Here is a 21911-nt window from a genome sequence, read left to right as displayed (position 1 = left end):
AAGCATAGCAGTGATTTTCAGTTCTGCAGCACCCGATGTTAGCCGTAAATGCAGTATAAAGAGGTGCTTAGAATAAGTTTGATATTAGAAATTAAAGCAAAAATGCAGGTGTATAAAGGCAAGAAAAGATAAACCCAAGCGCACTGGCGTACACTTGGGGCAATGTTGTATATCAGCAAGCACCTCAGTAGTAAGTGACCTTTTTTACCTTGCGAGGCTTACTCTGAGTAATGTAAAGATCGTGTACTAGCTTCATATCCAGCTCTAATTCAGTCGCATAACTATCGCCAACAACATAACTGCGTTTAACTCGAGCCCCTCGGATCACCCCTTGAACCCGCGCTTGCAGTACATCATCTCCAGCAATGGCATTGGCAACGGTGGTTTGCCCTTGCATTTGTTGGCCATAAACCTGCTCCGCCAACTCCCGATAGGCTTCTATCTTTGAAGCTTTCATCGCCATCAGCGATTTTTGCTGAGCGCTTTCACCGGGCTGCGGTGCAATAGGCGCGTAGCCAATCGCACGTAAAATCGGATAATTGTCAGGCTGCTCTATGGCGTATTCAACGTGCTTATCAAACACACTGCTGCAACCGAGCATGCTCCATGTGCTGATCAGCAGTATCATCATTCGTAGCATGTTTTGCTCCACACTGATTGTCTCTAAACCTATGTTCAGTAGTATGCACGATAAATGCCACTATTACAGGGGAGTTGGTATGTTCTTTGCTATCTTTGTTGCAAGAACATTTTTAGGTGGGATAACTATGCGATATTTGGCATCTGTGTGCGCACTGATGATTGCACTAATAAGCCCGAGTGTCAGCGCCCAATGGTTGCAAACCACAGGGGTTGCGACTTTAGAGGATGGAGATACCGAAACAGCACGCGCCAACGCGGTCAGTGACGCTATAAAACAGGCGTTATTATATTCAGGGCTGGAGCTATCCAGTGTGCAGACCTTGACTAACGGCGTGCTCACTCAGGATCACCTTTCTTTGCAAGCACATGGTCAAGTACAACAGATGCAGCTGCTCGAAGAGCAACAAAGTGATGGCATGATCAGTGTCACCATGCAAATTGAAGTGTTAGACAACCCACAGCAATGCCCTGAACAAGACTTTATTAGCCACTTTGCTCTCACACGCACGGCATTGGATAATCCACAGCAAGCTCGTTATGGTCAAATATTTGACGTAGCCCCTGCTTTTACTAAGCAGCTCTACGCAATTATGAGCCAAACGCAATTAGCTATGCTGCCTATTCCTTATTTTAAAGAAGCGGTGGATGTTAGCCCCTTCTTTACACAGCAATTTCAGTATGATGAAAACGTACTGGAATATATTCGCGACAAAAGTAACAGTCAGTACGTGTTACTCTCGCAAATCACCGATATTTCCACCGGCAAGCAATTGAATAATGATTATGCATTTTGGCAGGATGAAAGCTATAACCGCTATTTTAATGTAGAGTTTGCGTTATTCGATGCCTTGAGCTTTGAAAAAATATGGCAAAAAGCCTATCAAACTCAAGGGCCTTGGCAGTTTGAAAAAACCGCTCGTATCGATGTAAACAGTGGCACTTTTTGGCAAAGCCAATACGGACGAGCCATTACTGCGCTTAGTGAGAAAGTGATGTTTGACCTTAACAATGAGCTGCGCTGCCTACCCACCCGTGGATTAATTCAGCATATTGATGGTGACCAAGTAGTTGTCAACTTAGGTAAAGCCAACGGCTTAGTGATGGGTCAGCAACTCACTTTGGCGCATAGCAGCAACCTCACCACCTATGCAGGCAAACATTTGCCACGTCAGGTAACCACCTTACACCGTGTAGAAGTGAATCAGCTTTACCAACACAGTGCCATTGCCACTAATATTGGTAAACGGCCACTGGCGAATATTCAACTCAACGACTTAGTGTTGCTGAGCCAATAGCCTAGGCTCAGCACTTCCCTGGGTACCATTTAAAATCAAGATACGTTCAACGTTCGATTTTAACAATCAAAGTCATCAATTCTTACTGATATACAAATCAATTCGCTTTTGTCACACTGTACCCAACACATCGAAAGGAGATTATCAGTATGACAACATTTAACAACAGCGAAGGCCAACGAATTCCTCAGGTGACATTTGCAGTGCGTAAAGGCGAGCAATGGCAACAACTTACCTCAGACGATATCTTTTCAGGTAAGACGGTCGTGGTGTTCTCATTGCCCGGTGCGTTTACACCAACCTGCTCGTCAACACACTTACCACGCTACAACGAACTTGCCGGTGTACTAAAACAAAATGGCGTAGATGACATTGTCTGTGTGTCGGTAAACGATACATTTGTGATGAATGCCTGGGCTGAGCACCAAGAAGCCGACAATATTACCTTACTCCCTGACGGTAACGGCGAGTTCACCGACGGCATGGGCATGCTGGTCGACAAGAACGACCTAGGTTTTGGTAAACGTAGCTGGCGCTACTCCATGCTCGTGAAAGACGGTGTGGTCGAGAAGATGTTTATCGAGCCGCAAAAACCAGGCGACCCTTTTGAGGTATCGGATGCAGATACTATGCTTGATTATATTAACCCCAAACAAAGTAAGCCACAGCCGGTAAGCATTATTACTAAGCCGGGATGCCCGTTTTGTACCAAAGCGAAAGCAATGCTTTCGCAGCACGGTCTTGCTTTTGAGGAAATTGTGTTAGGTAGTCAAGCGTCGCTTACCAGCTTAAAAGCAATATCCGGTAGAGATACGGTCCCGCAAGTATTTATTGGTGGGCAACATATAGGTGGCTCTGATGAGCTTTCCCTTTACTTCACTAACAACTAATTCATTTTAAGGGCCTGCGGGCCCTTTTTATAAGGACACTGCTATGAATAAAGTGAGCACCGATGTTTTAGTCATTGGCGCAGGCTCAGCCGGTCTAAGTGCTTATCGCAGCGCGAAAGAACATACCAATAAGGTACTCATGGTTGAGGCAGGCCATTACGGAACAACTTGTGCGCGAGTTGGCTGCATGCCTAGCAAACTCTTGATCGCCGCTGCAGAAGCAGCCCACAGTGTGCACACAGCAAACCGTTTCGGTATTAATACCCAAGCCCCTATTATTGATGGTCAGGCAGTGATGCATCGCGTGCGCAGCGAACGTGATCGCTTTGTTGGCTTTGTAATTGATGCAGTCGAAGATATCGACCCGCAAGACCGTCTGATTGGCCACGCACAATTTATTAATGATCATCAAGTTCAAGTCGCTGATCATACGTTAATTGAAGCCAAGCGTGTCGTTATCGCCACCGGCTCCCGACCTAGCTACCCAGAAGCGTTTAACAACTTTGGCGAGCGCTTAATTGTTAACGATGAGGTTTTTGACTGGCAAGACTTACCCGAGTCTGTGGCTGTTTTTGGCCCTGGCGTTATTGGTCTAGAGCTTGGCCAAGCATTGCATCGTTTAGGGGTACGCGTAAAGTTATTCGGCGTTGGCGGAGCGATTGGCCCGCTAAGCGATCCAGTCTTAAAAGATTATGCCGCCACCACCTTCGCTGAAGAGTTTTTCGTAGACGCCGATGCTCAAGTGACAAATATGCGACAAGTCGGCGATAAAGCTCAATTCACTTATACCGACGGTCATGGACAACAACACAGCGAACAGTTCGACTACGTGCTTGCCGCCACAGGCCGCAAACCGAACGTCGATAAGCTAGCATTGACAAATACATCGCTAGAGCTTGATGAGCGAGGAGTCCCCATTGCCGATGAATACACTATGCAATGCGGGGACAGCAACATATTTATTGCCGGAGATGCCAGTAATATGGTGCCGCTGCTACATGAAGCTACGGATCAAGGCACTATCGCAGGGCACAATGCAGGACGCTACCCTGATGTGCGTAATGGCTTACGTCGAGCGCCAATTGCGGCTGTATTTAGCGACCCACAAATTGCGATGGTTGGCGAGTCTTATCAGCAAGTAAGTAAACGCTTTGGTGATTGTGGCTGCTATGAAATCGGCGAAGTAAGCTTTGAAAACCAAGGACGCAGCCGCGTTATGTTAAAAAATAAAGGGATGTTAAGAGTTTACGCAGAGCAAGGCAGCGGCCTATTTTTGGGCGCCGAAATGATAGGCCCTGCAGCCGAGCATATCGCTCACTTGCTTGCCTGGGCGGTGCAAAACAAAATGACTGTACCACAAATGTTAGAGATGCCATTTTACCACCCAGTCATAGAGGAAGGCGTGCGCACGGCGCTACGAAACGTTAACGCCAAGCTAAAGTTTGGTCCTGATATTATTAGACACTGTATAGAGTGCGGCCCTGGCGCCTAGTAATACCTGTTTCGGCCTCTGAGTCCACGACCCAGAGGCATAGGTACCTAAGCACGCATCGCAAGACCGTTATCGTATTTATCTGCTAAGTACTGTCTTTAACACGAATAAAAAGTGCTTTTATGGTGATAGGTCGATGCGGATAAACTGGCAGCCCCTGCAGGAATCGAACCTGCAACTACCCCTTAGGAGGGGGTTGTTATATCCATTTAACTAAGAGGCCACTGGCCTCTATTATCAAATAACTTCACCTTAAATAGCAATAGCTTAAGGCATAAACGCTGAGCTATTAACCATGCGGCAATAGGTCGTCTAAAACAAAGTAAGGAATAAACTGGCGGGCGCTGGCTTTAATGACTTGATCCTGACTACTGATCACTCGAGCATTAATCACCACACCATTGGGGCGGTACACCAGTGTACCGGTGAGAACATGGTCTACACCCACCGACTCAGCCAACTCGCTGGCATGACGAGAAAGGGCAAAGTCACCGGATGGTTGAACAGAAATAGCGCGTTTAAGCTTGTGCTCGACCGTTGCAAAACCAAATTGTTGCAGGTCTGTCATCAGCCCTTCGGCTAACTGGTTACCAAGGGCGCCAGCGTTATCAAGGCGATGATCAAAGTCAACGAAACTGGTCACTGCAATATGGCTGACATGTTGTGTCGCCATGGTATCACTGAGTTTCAATGCCAATTGTTGAGTGTAATCCCCTAGGTGTTTGTGGTGAGCATTGTTAAACCCTCTATCAACACTGATATACAGAGGGTTTATCTCGACCTTGCTTGGCTCACTTTGAGCCCATGCAGCCATGGCCATGGTTGTTACCATGGCGCCAACAAGAAAACGCTTTATCATTGTTTTTACCCACTTAAGCCATATAGTCGGTTATCGGCGCCAGGGCTAAAAACTTTATAACTAATTCGCTTGGCTGAGCTCCACACCATTATAGCTGGCGTTACTCAGTAACGCGTTTACTACATCGTTGGGGATCAAACCTTGAGAGCTGGCAATGACCATTTTCGAATTGACGCTAACAATCCGCGCATTCACTAAGACTCCGCCTTGGTGTTTCACCAGCGTGCCCGCTAACACTAAGCGCATTGGGTGATCTTGCTGCAACTCTAAAAAGTCACGGCTATAAGCGAAGTCGCCATCAGGGGTTACACGAATGTAATCGGTGGTCTTGTAATCCACTACAGGCACCCCAAATTCATGCAACTCATGCATAAAGCTCTCTGCCAATTGGTTGCCCAATAATGTGCCCTGCTGGTAGTCGGTATCTAAGTAGACGAAGCTTGATACTGCCATAACCTGGTTTTGTGCGCTGGCATCAATGTTACTCATCATATCTTGCATCAATCCGCGCACATAATGGTTAATGTTTTTCACAGAATGTTTCGCGTAACTTTGGCGGCTAGAATGTACTTTAAGAGGATTGTTAAGGCCTTGATACTGAGCTGTATTACCAGCCACGGATTGCTCTGGGGCACCAATCACTTTAACCTGCTGATGAGCACTTTCATACTCTTCAATTGCCTGGCGCTTTACTTCATCTTCATGCGCGGTCCATTGATTCATACTGGCACAACCAGCTACAGCTAAGGTCAGCGATAAAAGCCCTGAAATTGCGGGAGTGTTCATAGTCTTTCCTCGTTAATAAGCGCGGCGCTCAATATGGCCATTTTGCATATGTACTTTATCGGCACTAGTTAACACATTATTAGGTAAATAGTCCGTCGCCGCCGCGACCACCTCATTATTACTGATATTAATCATCCGCACATTGACCACATAAGCATCTTGCTGTGGGGTCATAGTCCCGGTAACAAAAAAGTCGATGCCGTGACGGGCTGCTAACTGCCCTACCTCTCGGCTCAACATAACATCTCCGCCGTCACGCAAAGCAATACTATTACGGGTTCGATATTCAACCACAGAGAAACCCATTTGATTGTAGAGGGTGATAAAACTCTCTTGAAGTTGTAAAGCTATCTGATGTTGCTGAGGTGTCATTTGCTTGAGCGTTAAAGACTGAGGCGGCAAAAAGGTGCCGACTGCGACTTTGGCACCCGGAGCAATGCTTTGCAGCGCCGTTGTCATATTATTGGCAAGACGGATACTATATTGGTGAATAGTATTTTCTTGTACAGGTCGGTATTCACCGACACGGGGCACAATTTCTATGCGTTGTGAAGGCGCACAAGCCGTCACCAGCGCCGCTAGCAAAATCGTGATTAAGAGTCGCATGACACCCTCATCGAAACACATTTATGAATATTATTTAATGTGCCTGCAATAAAGGTGCCAGCAATAACCTGAGGCTAGATTAAATAGCAACAGGCGCCTTGATATGAGGATGGCACTGGTAATCCACCAGCTCAAAGTCATCAAAGCTAAAAGAAAAGATATCTTTCACTTCAGGGTTAATCTTCATGGTCGGTTTGGCGAAGGGTTCACGCCCAAGCTGTTCGTCTACTTGCTGTAAGTGGTTCAAGTACAAGTGCGCATCGCCAAAGGTATGGACAAAGTCGCCTAATTCTAAATCGCATACTTGCGCTATCATCATGGTCAGTAACGCATAGCTGGCAATATTAAACGGCACACCTAAGAAAATATCTGCACTACGTTGGTATAGCTGACAACTCAGCTTGCCATCAAGCACATAGAATTGGAATAGCGTGTGACACGGCGGCAGTGCTTGCTTGCCCTTAGCAGCATTTTCGCTAGGGCTAAACTGAGTGTCTGGCAACAATGCTGGATTCCAGGCACTGACAATTAAGCGTCGTGAATCTGGATTAGTTTTAATTTGCTCGACCACGTCCTTAATCTGGTCAATCACTTCACCATTAGGACCTTCCCAGCTGCGCCATTGTTTGCCATACACTGGGCCCAGCTCACCTTCTGCCGTCGCCCAACCATCCCAAATGCGCACGCCATTATCGTTAAGATAACCAATATTGGTATCGCCCTTAAGGAACCACAACAACTCGTGGATAATCGAGCGCAAATGACATTTCTTGGTGGTCACCAAGGGAAACCCTTCTTGCAAATTAAAGCGCATTTGATAGCCGAATACACTAAGGGTACCGGTACCGGTCCGGTCTTCTTTTTTGGTGCCATGCTCTTTCACATGGCGCATTAAATCTAAATATTGCTTCATAGTATTAGCTTGGTTGTTGTGAACCGTGTTTCTCTGAGCTGTTGTTACGCTGGTATGCCCAATACATCAGCCCAGCACCCACGATAATCATTGGCAAGGATAAAATTTGCCCCATGGAAATAAAGTCTGCAAACAGGCCTAAATGAGCGTCAGGTTCACGGAAGTACTCAATGGCAAAACGGAATACCCCGTAACCGAGTAAAAACAATCCGGCGACACTGCCTGCTGGGCGTGGCTTGCGTATAAACCACTGCAAAATAAGAAACAGCACGAGGCCCTCAAAAAATGCCTCGTATAATTGTGAAGGGTGTCTTGGCTCAGGCCCGCCAGTAGGAAATACCATAGCCCAAGGCACATCAGATGTGCGCCCCCAAAGCTCGCCATTGATAAAGTTACCAATGCGCCCGGCCAGCAACCCCAGCGGCACCAAAGGCACCACAAAGTCGCCCACCGCCAAGATAGACTTACCTTTGGCTTTAGCGAACCACACAATCGCCGCGATCACGCCGAGGGTGCCTCCGTGAAAGGACATTCCGCCTTGGTCAATACGCAGTAAATACAATGGATTTTCGAGAAAATAACTAAACTGATAAAACAGCACATAGCCCACACGTCCGCCGAGGATCACACCGAGCATGCCGTAAAACAGCAGATCGCTTACCTGCTCTTTGCTCCACCCTGAGCCAGGTTTTGCTGCCTGTCGGTTTGCCAGCCATAGAGCGAAAGCAAAGCCAATTAAATACATCAAGCCATACCAACGTACAGCCACCGGACCCACTTCAAAAATAATGGGGTCGATTTGCGGAAACTCTAAAGCCATAAATTCCAATGCCTAACTAAACACCATTCGCAAGGCGATCACCACCAATAGCACGGCGAAGATTTTCTTAATTTGCGATACTGGTAAAAAATGCGTTGCTCGCGCGCCAAAAGGAGCAGTGAACCAGGAGGTGACAACAATCCCCGCTAAAGCAGGTAAATACACAAAGCCCAAGAAGCCATCGCTTAAACTCTTCACTTGCCACCCGGAGGCAATGTAACCCAAGCAGCCAAACAGCGCAATGGCTATGCCACTGACTGCGGCGCAGCCAATGGCCTTTTTCATATCCACAGAAAAATAATTTAAAAGCGGCACCACAAGCGCGCCGCCGCCGATACCGATTAACCCGGATATGGCCCCAAGTACCGAGGTACTAGCAGCAACCACAGGACCTTTAGGCATGGCCCGAGTCTTCATCACTCTGCGCGTAGAGACAATCATACGCATTGCAATGAACATCACACAGACAGCAAATATGGTTTTCAATCCCTGTTGAGGTATATAACTTGCCATAAAGCCGCTTATCAGGGCGCCCAGTGAGACGCCTACAAGCACCCAAGGTGCAACTTGCCAGGGGACATTTTGATTACGATGATGCGCCAAAGCAGAAGAGGTGGAGGTAAATAAAATCGAAGCCAAGGAGGTAGCAATGGCAATCACTAACACGTGCTCAACATCCGTGACATGAAAGTGCACCAATAACGCCGAAAGCGCCGGGACAATAAGTAAGCCACCTCCTATTCCCAGTAATCCAGCTAAAAAGCCTACTACGCTGCCAAGCACTGTGCATAGCAAAAATAGCCATATCAGGTCAGCCATACCGCCCTTCTTATAAACTTTTCTTATAGCGCTAATATATCAGGTTATAAAGGCAATTTCACGACCACTTATTGATCACTCTTTTTGCGTATAAAGAAGCGCGCCAAGGTGGTTTTCGAGCATAAATTCACGCACCAAGCGGTGCACTTTCTTTGCACTGGAAGCAGCCAAACATTGATGCAATAGCACCTCACAAGCGGCCAAGCCGACACGGCGGATCACCCATTTCACTTTGTGTAACGAGCTGAAGTTCATACTTAGGCTGTCAAATCCCATAGCAATAAGGAGCACCGCGCCTTCAGGCTCACCGGCAAGTTCACCACATAGGCTAAAGGGAAAGTTGGCGTTTTGGCATTGCTGGGCAATACCGTTTAAAGCTCGTAAAACCGCAGGATGATAAGGATCAAAAAGCCCAGCCACTCTGGAATTAGCTCTATCCACAGCTAACAGATACTGAGTTAAATCGTTGCTGCCCACCGAACAAAAATCAACTTTGGCCGCTAACTCCTTGAGTAAATACATGCTCGAGGGCACCTCAATCATCACTCCCACTAGCGGCTTATCAATATAGCTGAATTGATCCGGTGCATCTTGTTGCAACTCATAATAAGCACGTTCCATCAGCGCAGACGCGTCATCGACCTCCCCGATATCACTTATCATCGGCAACATAATACGTAGATTACCCAAGCCAGTATTGGCCTTGATCATGGCTTTCAGTTGATCGAGGAAAAGCTCCGGATGATCCAAACTTACGCGAATACCGCGCCACCCTAAGAACGGATTTTCCTCGTCAATATCGAAATAATCCAGTGCCTTATCGCCGCCAATATCCAGTGTACGCATAGTAACTGGCGCAGGGTGGTAGCTGCTGAGTACTTGGCGATACCACACCTCTTGCTCATGCTGAGACGGAAACGTTCCCTTTTGCATAAACCATGATTCGGTGCGGTACAGCCCAACACCATCGCAATATCGGGCACTATTGAGCTCACTGCCTAAATCCAAGCCAGCGTTAAGCAACAAGTCGATGCTTTTCCCGTCTGCGGTTTTCGCCTCGAGATGGTGCTCAGACTCAAACTGGTCATGTAATTTAGCATCGTGATGCTGTACTTGCGCATACTCTTGCTTAAGAGCCTCGCTAGGACATAAATAGACGCGCCCCGCATAAGCATCAACAATCAATTCCTTTTGGTCAAACTGCAATAGAGGAATATCATTGATGCCCCACACGGTGGGAATGTTCATCGCCTTGGTAAGAATAGAGGCGTGGGAGTTGGCCGCACCATGGACGCTGACCACCCCTTTGAGTTTTTCTTTGGGAACCTGAGCTAGCATAGCTGGGGTTAATGTGTGCGCCACCAAAATTGTATCGTCTGGATACACCTTGGTGGCCTTCTCGGTATTTAATAGGTGATGCAGAACCCGTAAACCAATGTCTTTAACATCAACAGCGCGCTCCTTTATATAAGGGTCTTGCATAGCATTAAATTGCTGCACTAGACGCTCAATAACCCGCTTCAGCGCACTTTTGGCGCACCAACCATCGGCTATTTCTAATTCAACATCACGTCCTAAGCTCTTCGCATCAAGAAGCTGTAAATACACTTCAAAGACGGCCACAGCCTCATCGGGAAGGTGCCCTTGCATCGACGCTGCCAGGGTGCTGAATTCTTTGTGAGTGGCGGCTACCGCCTGGAAAAATAGCTGCTTTTGTTTGAGTTTGTTAGGCTCTTTGCGCATTTCAACCGACGAAAAGTCAACCTTAGGCAACACCACATAGGCCTGCCCTAAAGCGATACCCGGCGAGCCGGATATGCCTTTAAGAGTTGTGGAGCGCTGGCTTTGCCCATCTTGGTTGAGCAGGGTTTGCAGTTGTGCGTCGGCCAACTGAGGTGCTAGCTGAGCAGAAAGAGTAATTAAAAATGACTCTTCATCTTCACTGAATACGCGCGCAGCCTGCTGCTGCACGACAATAACACCGAGCACGCGGCGTTGATGCACAATAGGTACAGAGAGAAAAGCATTGTACTGATCTTCTTGCACTAAATCGGAGGTGACAAAGCGCGGGTGCGATTTGGCATAAGCCAAATTAATAGGTTCTTCACGCTGCGCCACTAAGCCCACCAAGCCTTCAGTAAAGCCGACTCGAAACTGACCCACAGCACCAGGATTGAGGCCATCGGTGGCCATTAAAACGAAGTTATCTTTACTGTAATCAGCGAAGTAAATTGAGCAACACTCGGTGCGCATCGCTTTTTTTACTTGCGATACAAATACCACCAATGCGCTTTCCAAACTCGGTTGCTGAGCAACTTGCTCGACGATGGTGCGCATGGTGGCTAACATGGTGTTCTCCTATCGGCGTTGGCGCCACTGCCCTTGCGGCTGTGACTCCTTGCGATTAAAAGGCATAGCAACCGGCGCAAACTCTTTCATTACCCGGCGGTATACGTCGCGTTTAAAGGCCACGACCTGACGTACAGGATACCAATAACTCACCCAACGCCAGTCATCAAACTCAGGGTGGTGAGTTTTAAGTAAATCCACGTCTTCATCTTTGCACTTTAATTTTAGCAAGAACCATTTTTGTTTTTGGCCAATACACACAGGTGTGGAATCTCTGCGGATCAACCGCTTCGGTAACTTATAACGCAACCAATGTCTAGAACTTGCCAATATCTCTACATCTTCAGGGAGTAAGCCAACCTCCTCGTGTAATTCACGATACATGGTTTGCTCGGGCGTTTCCCCATCGTCTACGCCACCTTGCGGGAATTGCCAAGAATGCTGTCCGTAACGACGAGCCCAAAAGACTTGGCCTTGGTTATTACAAATTACGATTCCGACATTGGCACGAAAACCTTCGGCATCAATCACCTTAGTGCCTCATTTGTAAGTCGATTTTTATCGATTGTTCCATAATCCCTAAAGCACAGCAAATATTATTCGCACTAAACACCAACTTACTCACAAGTTGTGCATAACTTTTAAAAAACAAGGGTAAAAATAGAACAAATCCACAATTGATGATCATAAAAAGGTGTTTCTCCACAGATTCTGTGGATAAATATGTTTATAGGACTGTATTTTGTGGATTAAAACAACAGCACATTATTAAAGCCCGAGAGGAACAATGGAAAATATCTTTATTTTTCATAATGTTATTTTTCGACAAGGACTTATAAAGCGATGTTATTTTAACCACTGAAAACATGTTCAAAATAACACCAACTAAGGCACTTGCTAGCAATACTTAGCCGAGATAGTAAGGTGACACATTCTCCGCTACGCTAGAGTTTGCTAACATAGCGATTGAAATACTCTAGAGACAAAGACATGAACGCACCGCCACAAACCCTTAGTCAACTGCAACAACGGGTCGATGCTATAGCAGGTAAAACGCTGGGACAATTGGCAGGTGAGCTGGGCTTTAAAACACCGCAAGACTTGCTACGTGAAAAAGGCTGGGTTGGTCAGCTTATTGAACTTGCGTTAGGAGCCAGTGCTGGCTCACTGCCCGAACCCGACTTTGTGTCATTAGGTGTCGAACTGAAAACGCTGCCCATCTCGCAAAAAGGTTTGCCACTGGAGACGACCTTTGTCAGTGTCGCCCCCTTAACCAATCTACAAGGGCTGACCTTTGAACAAAGCACAGTGTACAAGAAGCTTAATCACGTACTGTGGCTGCCAATACTGGCCGAACGTGATATCGCAGTAATCGACAGAGTCATTGGCAGTGGCTTTTTGTGGCGTCCCAATGAGCAACAGTTTGCACAGCTTAAACGTGATTGGGAGGAGCTCACCGAGCTGATTGCATTGGGGAAAATAGAAACGCTCAACGGCCATTATGGCGAAGTATTGCAACTGCGTCCTAAAGCAGCAAACAGCCAAGCGTTAACCGACGCCATTGGCCCACAAGGCAAAACAATTCAAACTCTGCCCCGTGGCTTTTACCTTAAAACCCATTTTACGAGACAGATTCTAGCCAACCATTTCGCCTTATAAACCCAGTCTGTAACGGACTAACTAGCGCCGCTTTGGGTATCAATCATAGCCTTTTATCACTGCCTGCCCTTGTGGATACCAATGCAAGTGTTCGTAGGGCTTTTGCGCTATCGCTGCTAATCGACTACCTAAATCGCCAACATGCGCTTCTAACTTGTGACCATCAGGGTCTAGGAAATACAAAGAGCTTCCTTCACTGCTATTTTCCTGCCAAAAACACACATCAGCGGCGGTTAATCGCTGTTGCAATTCACAAAAACGGTTTGGCTCCACCGTTAGAGCAATATGGGAGTAATCTTGCGCTGGTTGGGGTCGGCCAACATTAAGGCATAGCCACAGTTCTTGGTTTTGCAGGTAAGCACCTTGACGCCAACGCACTAACGGAGTGAAACATAGCAGCTCGGAGTAAAACTGTAACGAACGCCGCAAATCATGCACCGTCAAAGTAAGGTGATTGATGCCTAGCAACATCAGTTTTAGTACTTAAGCAACACTTTCGCGCAGAGCTCGCTGAAATGCTGATGCAAATAATGACGGGCTAAGGTGCTCTCTTTCTCTGCAATGACAATATGCAGTAGCACCATAGCTATCACTGCACTGGCGAGCGCAGCCTCAGTGCCAATCAACACGCCTAGTATCACAGAAGGTAATAGCGCCAAGACAATTAACAACCAGCGTATCGCCCATTTTACCGGGTGCACTGCCCGAAACTCTTTATAGGCCTGTTCCACGACCTGACTACGCTCATCGGTATTAAGCGTGTCTAATTCTGGACATCCGAGAAAATAAAGTACTGTCACCCTGCCCTCCTTGAGCGTTACCAATGCAGATACAGCGACTGTTCCGATTTAGACTCATAGTGACACAACAATGAAAGGTAAACAATATTAACAACAGGTTAATTTAACTATTAAAAACAATTAATAACACTTACTTTACTGGCAACTGAAAAGTAATTCCCTTATAACATGAAGGTGGCCCCAAAAGAGGGCTAACGGACTATTAAGGAGATAATAATGAAATTAGGATTGCTTTTGGCAGGATGTGCAGTGGTGCTATTAAGTGGTTGCGCTGGCCAAGCTAATGAAGGACAAACCGCTAATAATGACGGCCTGATTTGTGAGTTGAAAAGGCCGACTGGCTCGAACATACCCAAGCGTGTCTGTATGACTGCTGAAGAAAAAGCAGCACAAGAAAAAGCAGGTCAAGATTACGTAAAGCGTGAGCTCAATCGCGGTACAACCAACAGCCTTCAATAACCTTCGTATTGGTGGTGCTATTTAACCACAAGCCAAGCTTTTAAGTGCTTGATAATAAAAGAAATAAAAAACCGCAGCTGAGCTGCGGTTTTTTTGTTCAACAACTGGTTATTGACCTTTGATTTCCGAGCGACCTTTATATACCGCTTTATCACCCAGTTGCTGCTCAATACGTAGCAACTGGTTGTACTTAGCGACACGGTCAGAGCGACACAATGAACCCGTCTTAATTTGACCGGCTGCTGTGCCTACTGCCAAATCAGCGATGGTGGCGTCTTCAGTTTCACCACTGCGGTGTGAAATAACCGCTGTGAAGCCCGCATCTTGCGCCATTTTGATCGCATCCAAGGTTTCAGACAGAGAACCTATTTGGTTAAACTTGATAAGAATCGAGTTACCAATGCTTTCATCAATACCGCGCTTTAAGATTTTCGTGTTTGTTACGAATAAATCATCGCCGACCAATTGCACCTTATCGCCAATTTTGTCAGTCAGAATTTTCCAGCCGTCCCAGTCACTCTCATCCAAGCCATCTTCAATAGAGATGATTGGATAGCGCGCCGCCAAGTCAGCCAAGAAGTCAGCAAACCCAGCAGAATCAAACTCTTTACCTTCACCTTTAAGGTCATATTTACCATCGTGGTAAAACTCTGACGCAGCGCAATCAAGCGCCAAGGTCACGTCTTTGTTGAGCTCATAACCGGCAGCTTTAACCGCTTCAGCGATCACTTCCAGAGCTTCTTCGTTCGACTTCAGATCAGGGGCGAAACCACCTTCATCACCCACCGCCGTATTTAAGCCGCGAGCACTGAGTACTTTCTTCAAGCTATGGAAAATTTCCGCGCCCATACGCAGCGCTTCACGGAAGCTAGACGCGCCTACTGGCTGAACCATAAACTCTTGAATATCAACGTTGTTATCGGCGTGTTCACCACCGTTAAGAATGTTCATCATTGGCACAGGCATAGAGTAGTTACCTGAGGTGCCATTGATATCAGCGATATGTTCGAATAGCTCTACGCCCTTTTCTTGAGCGGCTGCTTTAGCATTCGCTAAAGACACAGCCAAAATCGCGTTTGCACCTAGTTTTTCTTTGTTTTCAGTGCCATCTAGCTCTAACATCACCGCATCTATAGCGCGTTGTTCAAGGGCATTTTGACCTTTTAATGCGGTGGCAATTTCGTTGTTTACGTAACCGACTGCGGTTAGCACACCTTTGCCTAGGTAACGTGCTTTGTCGCCGTCGCGCAGCTCCAATGCTTCTCGCGTACCGGTTGATGCACCTGATGGAGCACAGGCACGGCCCCATGCACCACTGGCTAAGTGAACCTCAGCTTCAACAGTTGGGTTACCTCGTGAGTCCATCACTTCACGGCCGATCACTTTAACAATTTCTGACATCTTGCTTGATTCCTCTTGTCCCAAGTGTAAAACGAAAAAGCCGTGCATGAGCACGGCTTTATCTGACAATTACGAAGATTGTTTCTGGAAGCTGTTTGCTGCTGCCACGAAACCTTCAAATAGTGGGTGACCATCGCGTGGTGTTGAGGTGAATTCCGGGTGGAATTGCGCCGCAATAAACCATGGATGATCTTCATTTTCGATGATTTCCACCAGCTTTTTATCTTCGGAGAGACCGGTGAATTTCAGACCCGCTTGCTCAAGTTGTTCAACATAATTGTTGTTTACTTCGTAGCGGTGGCGGTGACGCTCAACCACTTGGTCACTGCCGTACACCTCGCGTACTTTTGAACCCTCTTTAAGGTGACATAACTGCGCGCCTAAACGCATAGTGCCGCCTAAATCAGAGTCTGCATCACGCATTTCAACATTACCGTCTTTATCCAGCCACTCGGTGATAAGGCCAACCACCGGATGCGCAGAGCCGGCATCAAATTCGGTTGAGTTCGCCCCTTCTAGGCCAGCAACGTTGCGTGCGTATTCAATCAATGCGACTTGCATCCCCAAACAAATACCTAGGTAAGGCACCTTGTTTTCACGAGCATACTGCGCTGTGCGAATTTTGCCTTCAATACCTCGGCCGCCAAAGCCACCCGGCACGAGGATAGCGTCTAAGCCGTGCAGTAATTCAACGCCTTTGCTCTCAATATCCTGGGAGTCAACATACTGGATATTAACAGTTAAGCGATTCTTCAAACCGGCATGTTTAAGGGCTTCATTCACCGATTTATAAGCATCAGGAAGCTCAATATACTTACCGACCATACCTATGGTCACTTCCCCAATTGGGTTCGACTCTTGATACAGTACTTGTTCCCACTCAGACAGATCCGCTTCTGGGCAATCTAAGTAAAAACGGCGACAAATAATATTGTCTAAATCTTGCGACTTTAATAACGCCGGAATTTTGTAAATGCTGTCGACATCTTGCAGTGAGATAACCGCTTTTTCTTCAACATTGGTGAATAGTGCTATTTTAGCGCGCTCGTTGGCCGGCAATTTACACGCCGAACGGCATACCAGCACATCAGGCTGAATACCGATGGAACGAAGCTCTTTCACCGAGTGCTGTGTAGGCTTGGTTTTCACTTCTCCTGCAGGGCCTAAGAAAGGCACTAGAGTTAAGTGCATGAACAGCGCATTTTCACGTCCAAGCTCGGTACCAAGCTGACGGATTGCTTCTAGGAAAGGTTGCGATTCAATATCACCAACCGTGCCGCCAATTTCCACGATGGCGACATCATGCCCTTCAGCACCTTCAATCACACGGCGTTTGATATCATTGGTGATATGTGGAATAACCTGAATGGTGGCGCCTAGGTACTCACCACGGCGCTCACGGCGCAACACATCTTCGTATACGCGTCCTTGAGTGAAGTTGTTGCGGCTGGTCATTTTGGTGCGGATAAAGCGCTCGTAGTGACCTAGGTCAAGGTCTGTTTCAGCCCCGTCTTCGGTAACAAACACTTCACCGTGTTGAATCGGGCTCATAGTGCCCGGGTCAACGTTGATATAAGGATCCAGCTTTAAGATGGTCACCTTTAAGCCACGTGCTTCTAAAATTGCGGCCAAAGACGCTGCGGCAATACCTTTACCCAACGAGGAAACCACCCCGCCCGTAACGAAGATAAATTTTGTACTCATGCGAACCCTAAGATATCAGGAAATGGATTAAATAGAATCAAGACGGGGCGATAGTATAGCAAAGCCACCTGCGCCAATCCAGTTTAAATTGGCCTACGGGTGCGGCCTTACTCTTGTGATTTGACCTTTTGCCACGCTGCTTCCATTTGCGCTAATGAGGCGTCCTTAAGGCAGTGCTGCTGCTCATTGATGTGTACTTCCACTTGGTTGAATCGCTTAGTGAATTTGCGATTGGCTTGGCGCAGTAACTGCTCAGGGTCACGACCAAGATGGCGAGCGACATTAACGGTGGCAAACAGCAAGTCACCAATTTCTTCAGCACTGTGATCGCTGTGTGGATCAATGTTGATGGCCTCACGCACTTCCTCGACCTCTTCATTCACCTTATCCAAAGCGCCGCTAATGCAGGGCCAATCAAAGCCCACACTGGCGACCCGCTTTTGAATTTTGTGAGCCGCACTGAGCGCTGGAAGATTGCTAGGAATATCGTCTAGAAGCTGCTTTTGCCCTTGCGCTTGGCGCTGCTGATGCTTGCGCTGCTCCCAATTTCCGGGCTCGGCTTCATCGGCAAAAATATGACCATGACGCTGCTTGAGCTTACGATTTAAACCACTGACGATGTCTTCAAAATCAAACAGCTGCTGTTCTTTTCCCAGTTGCGCATAAAAAATCACCTGAAATAGCAGGTCGCCAAGCTCGGCTTTAAGGGCAGTAAAATCACCACGCTCTATGGTGTCGGCGACCTCATAGGCTTCCTCAAGAGTGTGCGGCACTATGGTGTGAAAATCTTGCCCCAAATCCCATTCGCAACCCGACTCAGGACAGCGCAGCTTGGCCATAATCGCCAATAGTTCATCAACAGAGCCCATTAGCTAGCTCCAACTCGGTTGGCATCGTACACGCCATCAATTTGCAGTAACTTCGTTAGCAGTCGATTGGTGCTGCTTAGGTCTGAGACCGCGATCTTCATCGAAAATATCGCCAGTTGCTTCTCATCAATAGTATTCACATTCATGCTCATCACATTGACCTTCTCATTGGCGAGCACCGCGCTGATATCGCGAATTAACCCTTGGCGATCGTTGGCCTCGACCTTAATTGACAGAGCAAAGTCTTGGCTGGTTTTTTGCGACCAACTGACCTCAACAATGCGCTCGGGGTGACGCTCTTGTAGCTGCGCAAATTGCTCACAGTCACTGCGATGCACCGCGATGCCTCGACCCTGAGTAATATAGCCACAAATGCTATCGCCTGGCACCGGCTCACAGCAACCTGCCATATGGCTCATCAGCGAGCCAACGCCATCAACCACGATGCCATTTTTATCGCCTTTGTGATTACCTCGGTGCGGCTTGAACTTGATTTGTGGTTCGCTTTCACCTTTGTTTTGCACAAAGTTAAGCAGCTGATTTAGACGCACATCGCCCGCGCCAATAGCGACCAGGAGGTCATCAAGAGCTGAGAAATTAAAACGCTTAATCGCCGGCTCGAGGTCTTTGTAGTGAATATCGAGCTTTTGCAGCTCGCCATCGAGAATATCCTTACCAGCTTGTAAGTTTTTGTCTCGATCTAGCTGCTTAAACCAGTGGTGGATTTTCGAACGTGCTCGTGAGGAGCGGATATACCCTAAGCTAGGGTTAAGCCAATCACGGCTCGGATTGGGCTCTTTTTGGGTAAGAATTTCGACCTGATCACCAGTTTGTAACTGGTAGGTGAAAGGCACAATTTTGCCAAATACCTTAGCGCCAACACAACGATGACCAACGTTGGAATGAATGTAATAGGCAAAATCCAAGGGGGTTGCCCCATGGGGTAAATCGAAAATATCGCCGCGCGGGGTGAACACGTAGACCCGGTCTTCGACCACCTGGTTTTTCAATTCATCCGCTAGGTCGGTGCCATCCACGACTTCTTCTTGCCACTGCAGAATCTTCTGCAACCAATTAATTTTTTGCTCGTAACCCGAGTCCCGACCAGGCAGTGCACCTTCTTTATACATCCAATGTGCCGCCACACCTAGCTCCGCATCCTCATGCATTTGCTGGGTACGGATCTGAATTTCTACGGTTTTTCCTTCCGGCCCGAAGACCACGGTATGAATGGATTGGTAGCCGTTCGGTTTGGGTGTGGCAACATAATCGTCAAACTCTTTGGGTAAATGACGCCAACTGGTGTGTACGATACCCAAGGCACCGTAACAATCTTGAATTTCATCGACGATGATGCGCATGGCACGAATGTCGAATAATTGATCAAACTCGTAGTTCTTTTTGCTCATTTTCTTAAAAATACTGAAAATGTGCTTCGGGCGGCCATATACCTGCGCCTGAATTCCCGCTTGGGTAAGCTTGTCTTCTACCTGCTTGACCATATCGCGCATATACGCTTCACGGTCTAAGCGCTTCTCTTCAAGCAATTTAGCAATGCGTTTGTAGGTTTGTGGATGCAAATAGCGAAAAGCTAAATCTTCTAGCTCCCACTTTAACTGACCAATACCAAGACGGTTTGCAAGAGGGGCGAAGATATTTGCGGTTTCTTTGGCAGCAATTACGCGCTCTTCTTCTTCGGCATTTTTCACTTCACGCAAATAGCAAACCTGCTGCGCGAGTTTAATCACCACCGCGCGAACATCTTCCACCATTGCCAACAGCATGCGGCGAATTTTATCCACCTGCACTTGGCCGCTGCCAGCATGAGCCAAGGTGCTGATGGTCGCCATTTGCTCCACCCCTTTGAGTAACAGACCCACGTCTTTGTTGAAGGTGTTGCGAGTGTCTTCAATATCTATACAACCAGCAAGGAAATAGGGCGTTAGGTAGGCCGTCGCCAATGAATTGGCGTCCAGGTTTAACTGCGCCAAAATTTCTACCATCTCTAAGGCAAGACGGTCATGCTCGGCGCACTGGCGCTCACCACAATAGTCGGCGGCCGCTTTAACTAACGCATGTTTGTCATCGCTCAGAGCTAGTTGATTTAGCGCCGTATCAAAGCTCTCTATCTGTGCTGTACGGTGTGATTGTCTGGTTGCCACCATGGCCGCAACTACCCCCGTTCGAATAAGGCCATTGTTTCAATATGCCCGGTATGCGGAAACATATTCATTATCCCAAGCTTAGTTAGCTGGTGTCCGCTGGCGAGTATAATTTTACTGTCTCTGGCCAGAGTAACGGGATCGCACGACACGTACAAGATACGTTTAAACTGATTGCACGGTAATTGCGCAAGCACCGCTTCAGCACCAGTGCGAGATGGATCGAGGATCAACACATCAAGCTCACTAGAAAACCACTGTGCTTGCGCTAATGGCTGCGTGAGGTCACTGCAATAAAAATCACAGTTATCAATGCCATTATGCTGAGCATTGTCGCGCGCATGAGAGACGGCCGATTCAACTCCTTCGACACCCGTAACATGCTGTGCTTGCATGGCCGCTAACAACGAGAAATTGCCCACCCCACAAAACAAATCTAATACCCGCTCATGCGCCGCTAAATTAAGCCATGACATGGCTTGCGTGAGCATTTTGTCGTTAACCTCGGCATTTACTTGAATGAAATTTTGCAGTCCAAAGCCAAGGCGGAGCTGACTATTTTCCAGCTCATAGTAAGTGCTAGGCAAGCTCTGCTGCGTTTCACTTTGCCAAACAAGTTGCCAGTTGTGTTGTTGCGCCTGCGCGTTTATATCTTCGCGCAGTGCTTGCGCTATTGTTTTAGTGTGGCGTACAACAATGAAATTATGTTCTTTGGCACTCACCAACTGTAAATGGGTAATACAGCGCAAAGCACGATGCGCACCAATAACATCACGAAAGAAGTCAAAGACACCCATAAACCCTGCATCAAGCACCGGGCAAGTAACAATATTAGTGATCTGTTTTGACCCCTGCTGGCGAAAGCCGACTTTGATGGTCTCTTGCTTATTATCACAATATACGCTTACCCGGGCACTACGACGATAATGCCAAGGTGAGCTATCAATGGGACTCTGCCATGGCAATGAACTGAGCCCAGTGAACTTATGAAATAACGCCGCCAACGCTTTTTGTTTTTCAGCCAACTGTGCACTTGCCTCGAGGTGCTGCAAGTTACAACCACCACAGTGCTCGTAGTGTTGGCACTTTGGCTCCACTCGTTCAGCACTGGGGCTTAATACTTTCACACAGCGTGCTTCAGCGTAATTCTTTTTATCGCTGAGTATTTCTGCTTTGACTTGCTCCGATCCGAGCGCCCCGGCAACAAAGATCACTTTACCTTTATCTTTGGCGACACCGCGACCATGGTGGTCGAGCCCGGATATCGACAAGGTACGAAAGCGCTGACTGACTGATTTTTTTGTGGGCTTAAAGAACTTCGCCATTGACTACCCTAATTAACATTGCGAAAGGCCTGTGAAAGCTATAACCTAAACCTATCACAGA

21 protein-coding genes and 1 tRNA gene are annotated in these 21911 nt (G+C 47.3%); 5 read left to right on the top strand and 17 right to left on the bottom strand.

All coding sequences use genetic code 11. The annotated features are described in order from the left end of the window. Nucleotides 1–184: 184 nt before the first annotated feature. On the bottom strand, nt 185–640 hold the full coding sequence (locus MHM89_RS13425; RefSeq protein ID WP_026110991.1) for an LPP20 family lipoprotein: 456 nt from the start codon (nt 638–640) through the stop codon (nt 185–187). Nucleotides 641–767: 127 nt separating this feature from the next. On the opposite strand from MHM89_RS13425, the gene MHM89_RS13420 reads away from it, so the two are divergent. The 3 genes from MHM89_RS13420 (at nt 768) to MHM89_RS13410 (ending at nt 4319) form a co-directional block, all read left to right on the top strand. Next, on the top strand, nt 768–1937 hold the full coding sequence (locus tag MHM89_RS13420) for a flagellar assembly protein T N-terminal domain-containing protein (RefSeq protein WP_022944072.1): 1170 nt from the start codon (nt 768–770) through the stop codon (nt 1935–1937). Nucleotides 1938–2086: 149 nt separating this feature from the next. Then, nucleotides 2087–2827, top strand: a complete 741-nt coding sequence (locus MHM89_RS13415; RefSeq protein WP_239409023.1) for a glutathione peroxidase — start codon at nt 2087–2089, stop codon at nt 2825–2827. 43 nt (nt 2828–2870) lie between these two features. Next, nucleotides 2871–4319 (top strand): dihydrolipoyl dehydrogenase, encoded by a 1449-nt coding sequence (locus MHM89_RS13410; protein WP_239409022.1) that lies wholly within the window; start codon nt 2871–2873, stop codon nt 4317–4319. A gap of 148 nt (nt 4320–4467) precedes the next feature. Here the strand turns inward: MHM89_RS13410 and MHM89_RS13405 are convergent. The 9 genes from MHM89_RS13405 to rppH all read right to left on the bottom strand — a co-directional run bounded on the left by MHM89_RS13405 (nt 4468) and on the right by rppH (nt 12002). Then, nucleotides 4468–4542: transfer RNA gene (locus MHM89_RS13405), tRNA-Arg, on the bottom strand. Between the two features lie 66 nt (nt 4543–4608). After that, nucleotides 4609–5178, bottom strand: coding sequence for a FlgO family outer membrane protein (locus tag MHM89_RS13400; RefSeq protein ID WP_022944077.1), 570 nt, complete (start codon nt 5176–5178; stop codon nt 4609–4611). A 60-nt stretch (nt 5179–5238) separates the two neighbouring features. Beyond that, complete coding sequence (locus MHM89_RS13395; protein ID WP_239385719.1) at nt 5239–5964, bottom strand: FlgO family outer membrane protein; 726 nt, start codon at nt 5962–5964, stop codon at nt 5239–5241. Between the two features lie 12 nt (nt 5965–5976). Beyond that, entirely contained in the window at nt 5977–6570 is a 594-nt protein-coding gene (locus MHM89_RS13390; RefSeq protein ID WP_239409021.1) for a FlgO family outer membrane protein, read from the bottom strand. Between the two features lie 79 nt (nt 6571–6649). Then, nucleotides 6650–7483, bottom strand: coding sequence for a thymidylate synthase (locus MHM89_RS13385; protein ID WP_022944080.1), 834 nt, complete (start codon nt 7481–7483; stop codon nt 6650–6652). A gap of 4 nt (nt 7484–7487) precedes the next feature. Beyond that, entirely contained in the window at nt 7488–8303 is an 816-nt protein-coding gene (gene lgt / locus MHM89_RS13380) for a prolipoprotein diacylglyceryl transferase (protein ID WP_239409020.1), read from the bottom strand. A 12-nt stretch (nt 8304–8315) separates the two neighbouring features. Continuing rightward, nucleotides 8316–9122 carry a sulfite exporter TauE/SafE family protein gene (locus MHM89_RS13375; protein ID WP_022944082.1) on the bottom strand — a complete coding sequence of 269 codons (807 nt, stop codon included), beginning with the start codon at nt 9120–9122 and terminating at the stop codon, nt 8316–8318. A gap of 75 nt (nt 9123–9197) precedes the next feature. After that, nucleotides 9198–11471, bottom strand: a complete 2274-nt coding sequence (gene ptsP, locus MHM89_RS13370) for a phosphoenolpyruvate--protein phosphotransferase (RefSeq protein WP_239409019.1) — start codon at nt 11469–11471, stop codon at nt 9198–9200. Nucleotides 11472–11480: 9 nt separating this feature from the next. After that, on the bottom strand, nt 11481–12002 hold the full coding sequence (gene rppH, locus MHM89_RS13365; protein ID WP_022944084.1) for an RNA pyrophosphohydrolase: 522 nt from the start codon (nt 12000–12002) through the stop codon (nt 11481–11483). Nucleotides 12003–12461: 459 nt separating this feature from the next. On the opposite strand from rppH, the gene mutH reads away from it, so the two are divergent. After that, entirely contained in the window at nt 12462–13130 is a 669-nt protein-coding gene (gene mutH, locus MHM89_RS13360) for a DNA mismatch repair endonuclease MutH (RefSeq protein WP_045978562.1), read from the top strand. 39 nt (nt 13131–13169) lie between these two features. Here mutH and MHM89_RS13355 read toward each other — a convergent pair whose 3' ends face one another. Then, a complete protein-coding gene (locus MHM89_RS13355) occupies nt 13170–13601 on the bottom strand; it encodes a fosfomycin resistance glutathione transferase (RefSeq protein ID WP_239409018.1) in 432 nt (143 codons plus the stop codon). Between the two features lie 5 nt (nt 13602–13606). Continuing rightward, the gene (locus MHM89_RS13350; protein WP_022944087.1) at nt 13607–13930 is read right to left on the bottom strand and encodes a hypothetical protein; all 324 of its coding nucleotides are present in this window, start codon (nt 13928–13930) and stop codon (nt 13607–13609) included. A 216-nt stretch (nt 13931–14146) separates the two neighbouring features. On the opposite strand from MHM89_RS13350, the gene MHM89_RS13345 reads away from it, so the two are divergent. Then, nucleotides 14147–14389, top strand: coding sequence for a hypothetical protein (locus tag MHM89_RS13345; RefSeq protein WP_022944088.1), 243 nt, complete (start codon nt 14147–14149; stop codon nt 14387–14389). Nucleotides 14390–14497: 108 nt separating this feature from the next. On the opposite strand, the gene eno is transcribed toward MHM89_RS13345, so the two are convergent. From eno to rlmD, 5 genes are all read right to left on the bottom strand, one after another. Next, complete coding sequence (gene eno / locus MHM89_RS13340; RefSeq protein ID WP_045978620.1) at nt 14498–15790, bottom strand: phosphopyruvate hydratase; 1293 nt, start codon at nt 15788–15790, stop codon at nt 14498–14500. Nucleotides 15791–15859: 69 nt separating this feature from the next. Beyond that, entirely contained in the window at nt 15860–17494 is a 1635-nt protein-coding gene (locus tag MHM89_RS13335) for a CTP synthase (protein WP_022944090.1), read from the bottom strand. 107 nt (nt 17495–17601) lie between these two features. Next, nucleotides 17602–18363: a nucleoside triphosphate pyrophosphohydrolase gene (mazG, locus tag MHM89_RS13330; RefSeq protein WP_239409017.1), complete on the bottom strand. Its 762-nt coding sequence runs from the start codon at nt 18361–18363 to the stop codon at nt 17602–17604. Continuing rightward, nucleotides 18363–20528, bottom strand: a complete 2166-nt coding sequence (gene relA, locus MHM89_RS13325; RefSeq protein ID WP_022944092.1) for a GTP diphosphokinase — start codon at nt 20526–20528, stop codon at nt 18363–18365. Before relA ends, mazG begins: the two co-directional genes overlap by 1 nt. 8 nt (nt 20529–20536) lie before the next feature. Continuing rightward, on the bottom strand, nt 20537–21850 hold the full coding sequence (gene rlmD / locus MHM89_RS13320; RefSeq protein ID WP_239409016.1) for a 23S rRNA (uracil(1939)-C(5))-methyltransferase RlmD: 1314 nt from the start codon (nt 21848–21850) through the stop codon (nt 20537–20539). Between the last annotated feature and the right edge of the window lie 61 nt (nt 21851–21911).

The sequence above is a fragment of the Pseudoalteromonas sp. CNC9-20 genome (assembly GCF_022347875.1).
GTDB lineage: Bacteria > Pseudomonadota > Gammaproteobacteria > Enterobacterales > Alteromonadaceae > Pseudoalteromonas > Pseudoalteromonas ruthenica.
Note: the sequence above shows the minus strand (reverse complement) of the source record. Positions and strands in the feature narration are given on the sequence as shown.

What these genes read in the sequence shown, in the direction of transcription:
- rlmD (WP_239409016.1), bottom strand. Translation starts at nt 21,850, where the DNA reads ATGGCGAAGTTCTTTAAGCCCACAAAAAAATCAGTCAGTCAGCGCTTT.
- ptsP (WP_239409019.1), bottom strand. Translation starts at nt 11,471, where the DNA reads ATGTTAGCCACCATGCGCACCATCGTCGAGCAAGTTGCTCAGCAACCG.
- lgt (WP_239409020.1), bottom strand. Translation starts at nt 8,303, where the DNA reads ATGGCTTTAGAGTTTCCGCAAATCGACCCCATTATTTTTGAAGTGGGT.
- MHM89_RS13415 (WP_239409023.1), top strand. Translation starts at nt 2,087, where the DNA reads ATGACAACATTTAACAACAGCGAAGGCCAACGAATTCCTCAGGTGACA.
- relA (WP_022944092.1), bottom strand. Translation starts at nt 20,528, where the DNA reads ATGGTGGCAACCAGACAATCACACCGTACAGCACAGATAGAGAGCTTT.
- MHM89_RS13345 (WP_022944088.1), top strand. Translation starts at nt 14,147, where the DNA reads ATGAAATTAGGATTGCTTTTGGCAGGATGTGCAGTGGTGCTATTAAGT.
- eno (WP_045978620.1), bottom strand. Translation starts at nt 15,790, where the DNA reads ATGTCAGAAATTGTTAAAGTGATCGGCCGTGAAGTGATGGACTCACGA.
- MHM89_RS13375 (WP_022944082.1), bottom strand. Translation starts at nt 9,122, where the DNA reads ATGGCTGACCTGATATGGCTATTTTTGCTATGCACAGTGCTTGGCAGC.
- mutH (WP_045978562.1), top strand. Translation starts at nt 12,462, where the DNA reads ATGAACGCACCGCCACAAACCCTTAGTCAACTGCAACAACGGGTCGAT.
- MHM89_RS13355 (WP_239409018.1), bottom strand. Translation starts at nt 13,601, where the DNA reads ATGTTGCTAGGCATCAATCACCTTACTTTGACGGTGCATGATTTGCGG.
- MHM89_RS13385 (WP_022944080.1), bottom strand. Translation starts at nt 7,483, where the DNA reads ATGAAGCAATATTTAGATTTAATGCGCCATGTGAAAGAGCATGGCACC.
- MHM89_RS13390 (WP_239409021.1), bottom strand. Translation starts at nt 6,570, where the DNA reads ATGCGACTCTTAATCACGATTTTGCTAGCGGCGCTGGTGACGGCTTGT.
- MHM89_RS13335 (WP_022944090.1), bottom strand. Translation starts at nt 17,494, where the DNA reads ATGAGTACAAAATTTATCTTCGTTACGGGCGGGGTGGTTTCCTCGTTG.
- MHM89_RS13420 (WP_022944072.1), top strand. Translation starts at nt 768, where the DNA reads ATGCGATATTTGGCATCTGTGTGCGCACTGATGATTGCACTAATAAGC.
- mazG (WP_239409017.1), bottom strand. Translation starts at nt 18,363, where the DNA reads ATGGGCTCTGTTGATGAACTATTGGCGATTATGGCCAAGCTGCGCTGT.
- MHM89_RS13410 (WP_239409022.1), top strand. Translation starts at nt 2,871, where the DNA reads ATGAATAAAGTGAGCACCGATGTTTTAGTCATTGGCGCAGGCTCAGCC.
- MHM89_RS13425 (WP_026110991.1), bottom strand. Translation starts at nt 640, where the DNA reads ATGCTACGAATGATGATACTGCTGATCAGCACATGGAGCATGCTCGGT.
- MHM89_RS13400 (WP_022944077.1), bottom strand. Translation starts at nt 5,178, where the DNA reads ATGATAAAGCGTTTTCTTGTTGGCGCCATGGTAACAACCATGGCCATG.
- MHM89_RS13395 (WP_239385719.1), bottom strand. Translation starts at nt 5,964, where the DNA reads ATGAACACTCCCGCAATTTCAGGGCTTTTATCGCTGACCTTAGCTGTA.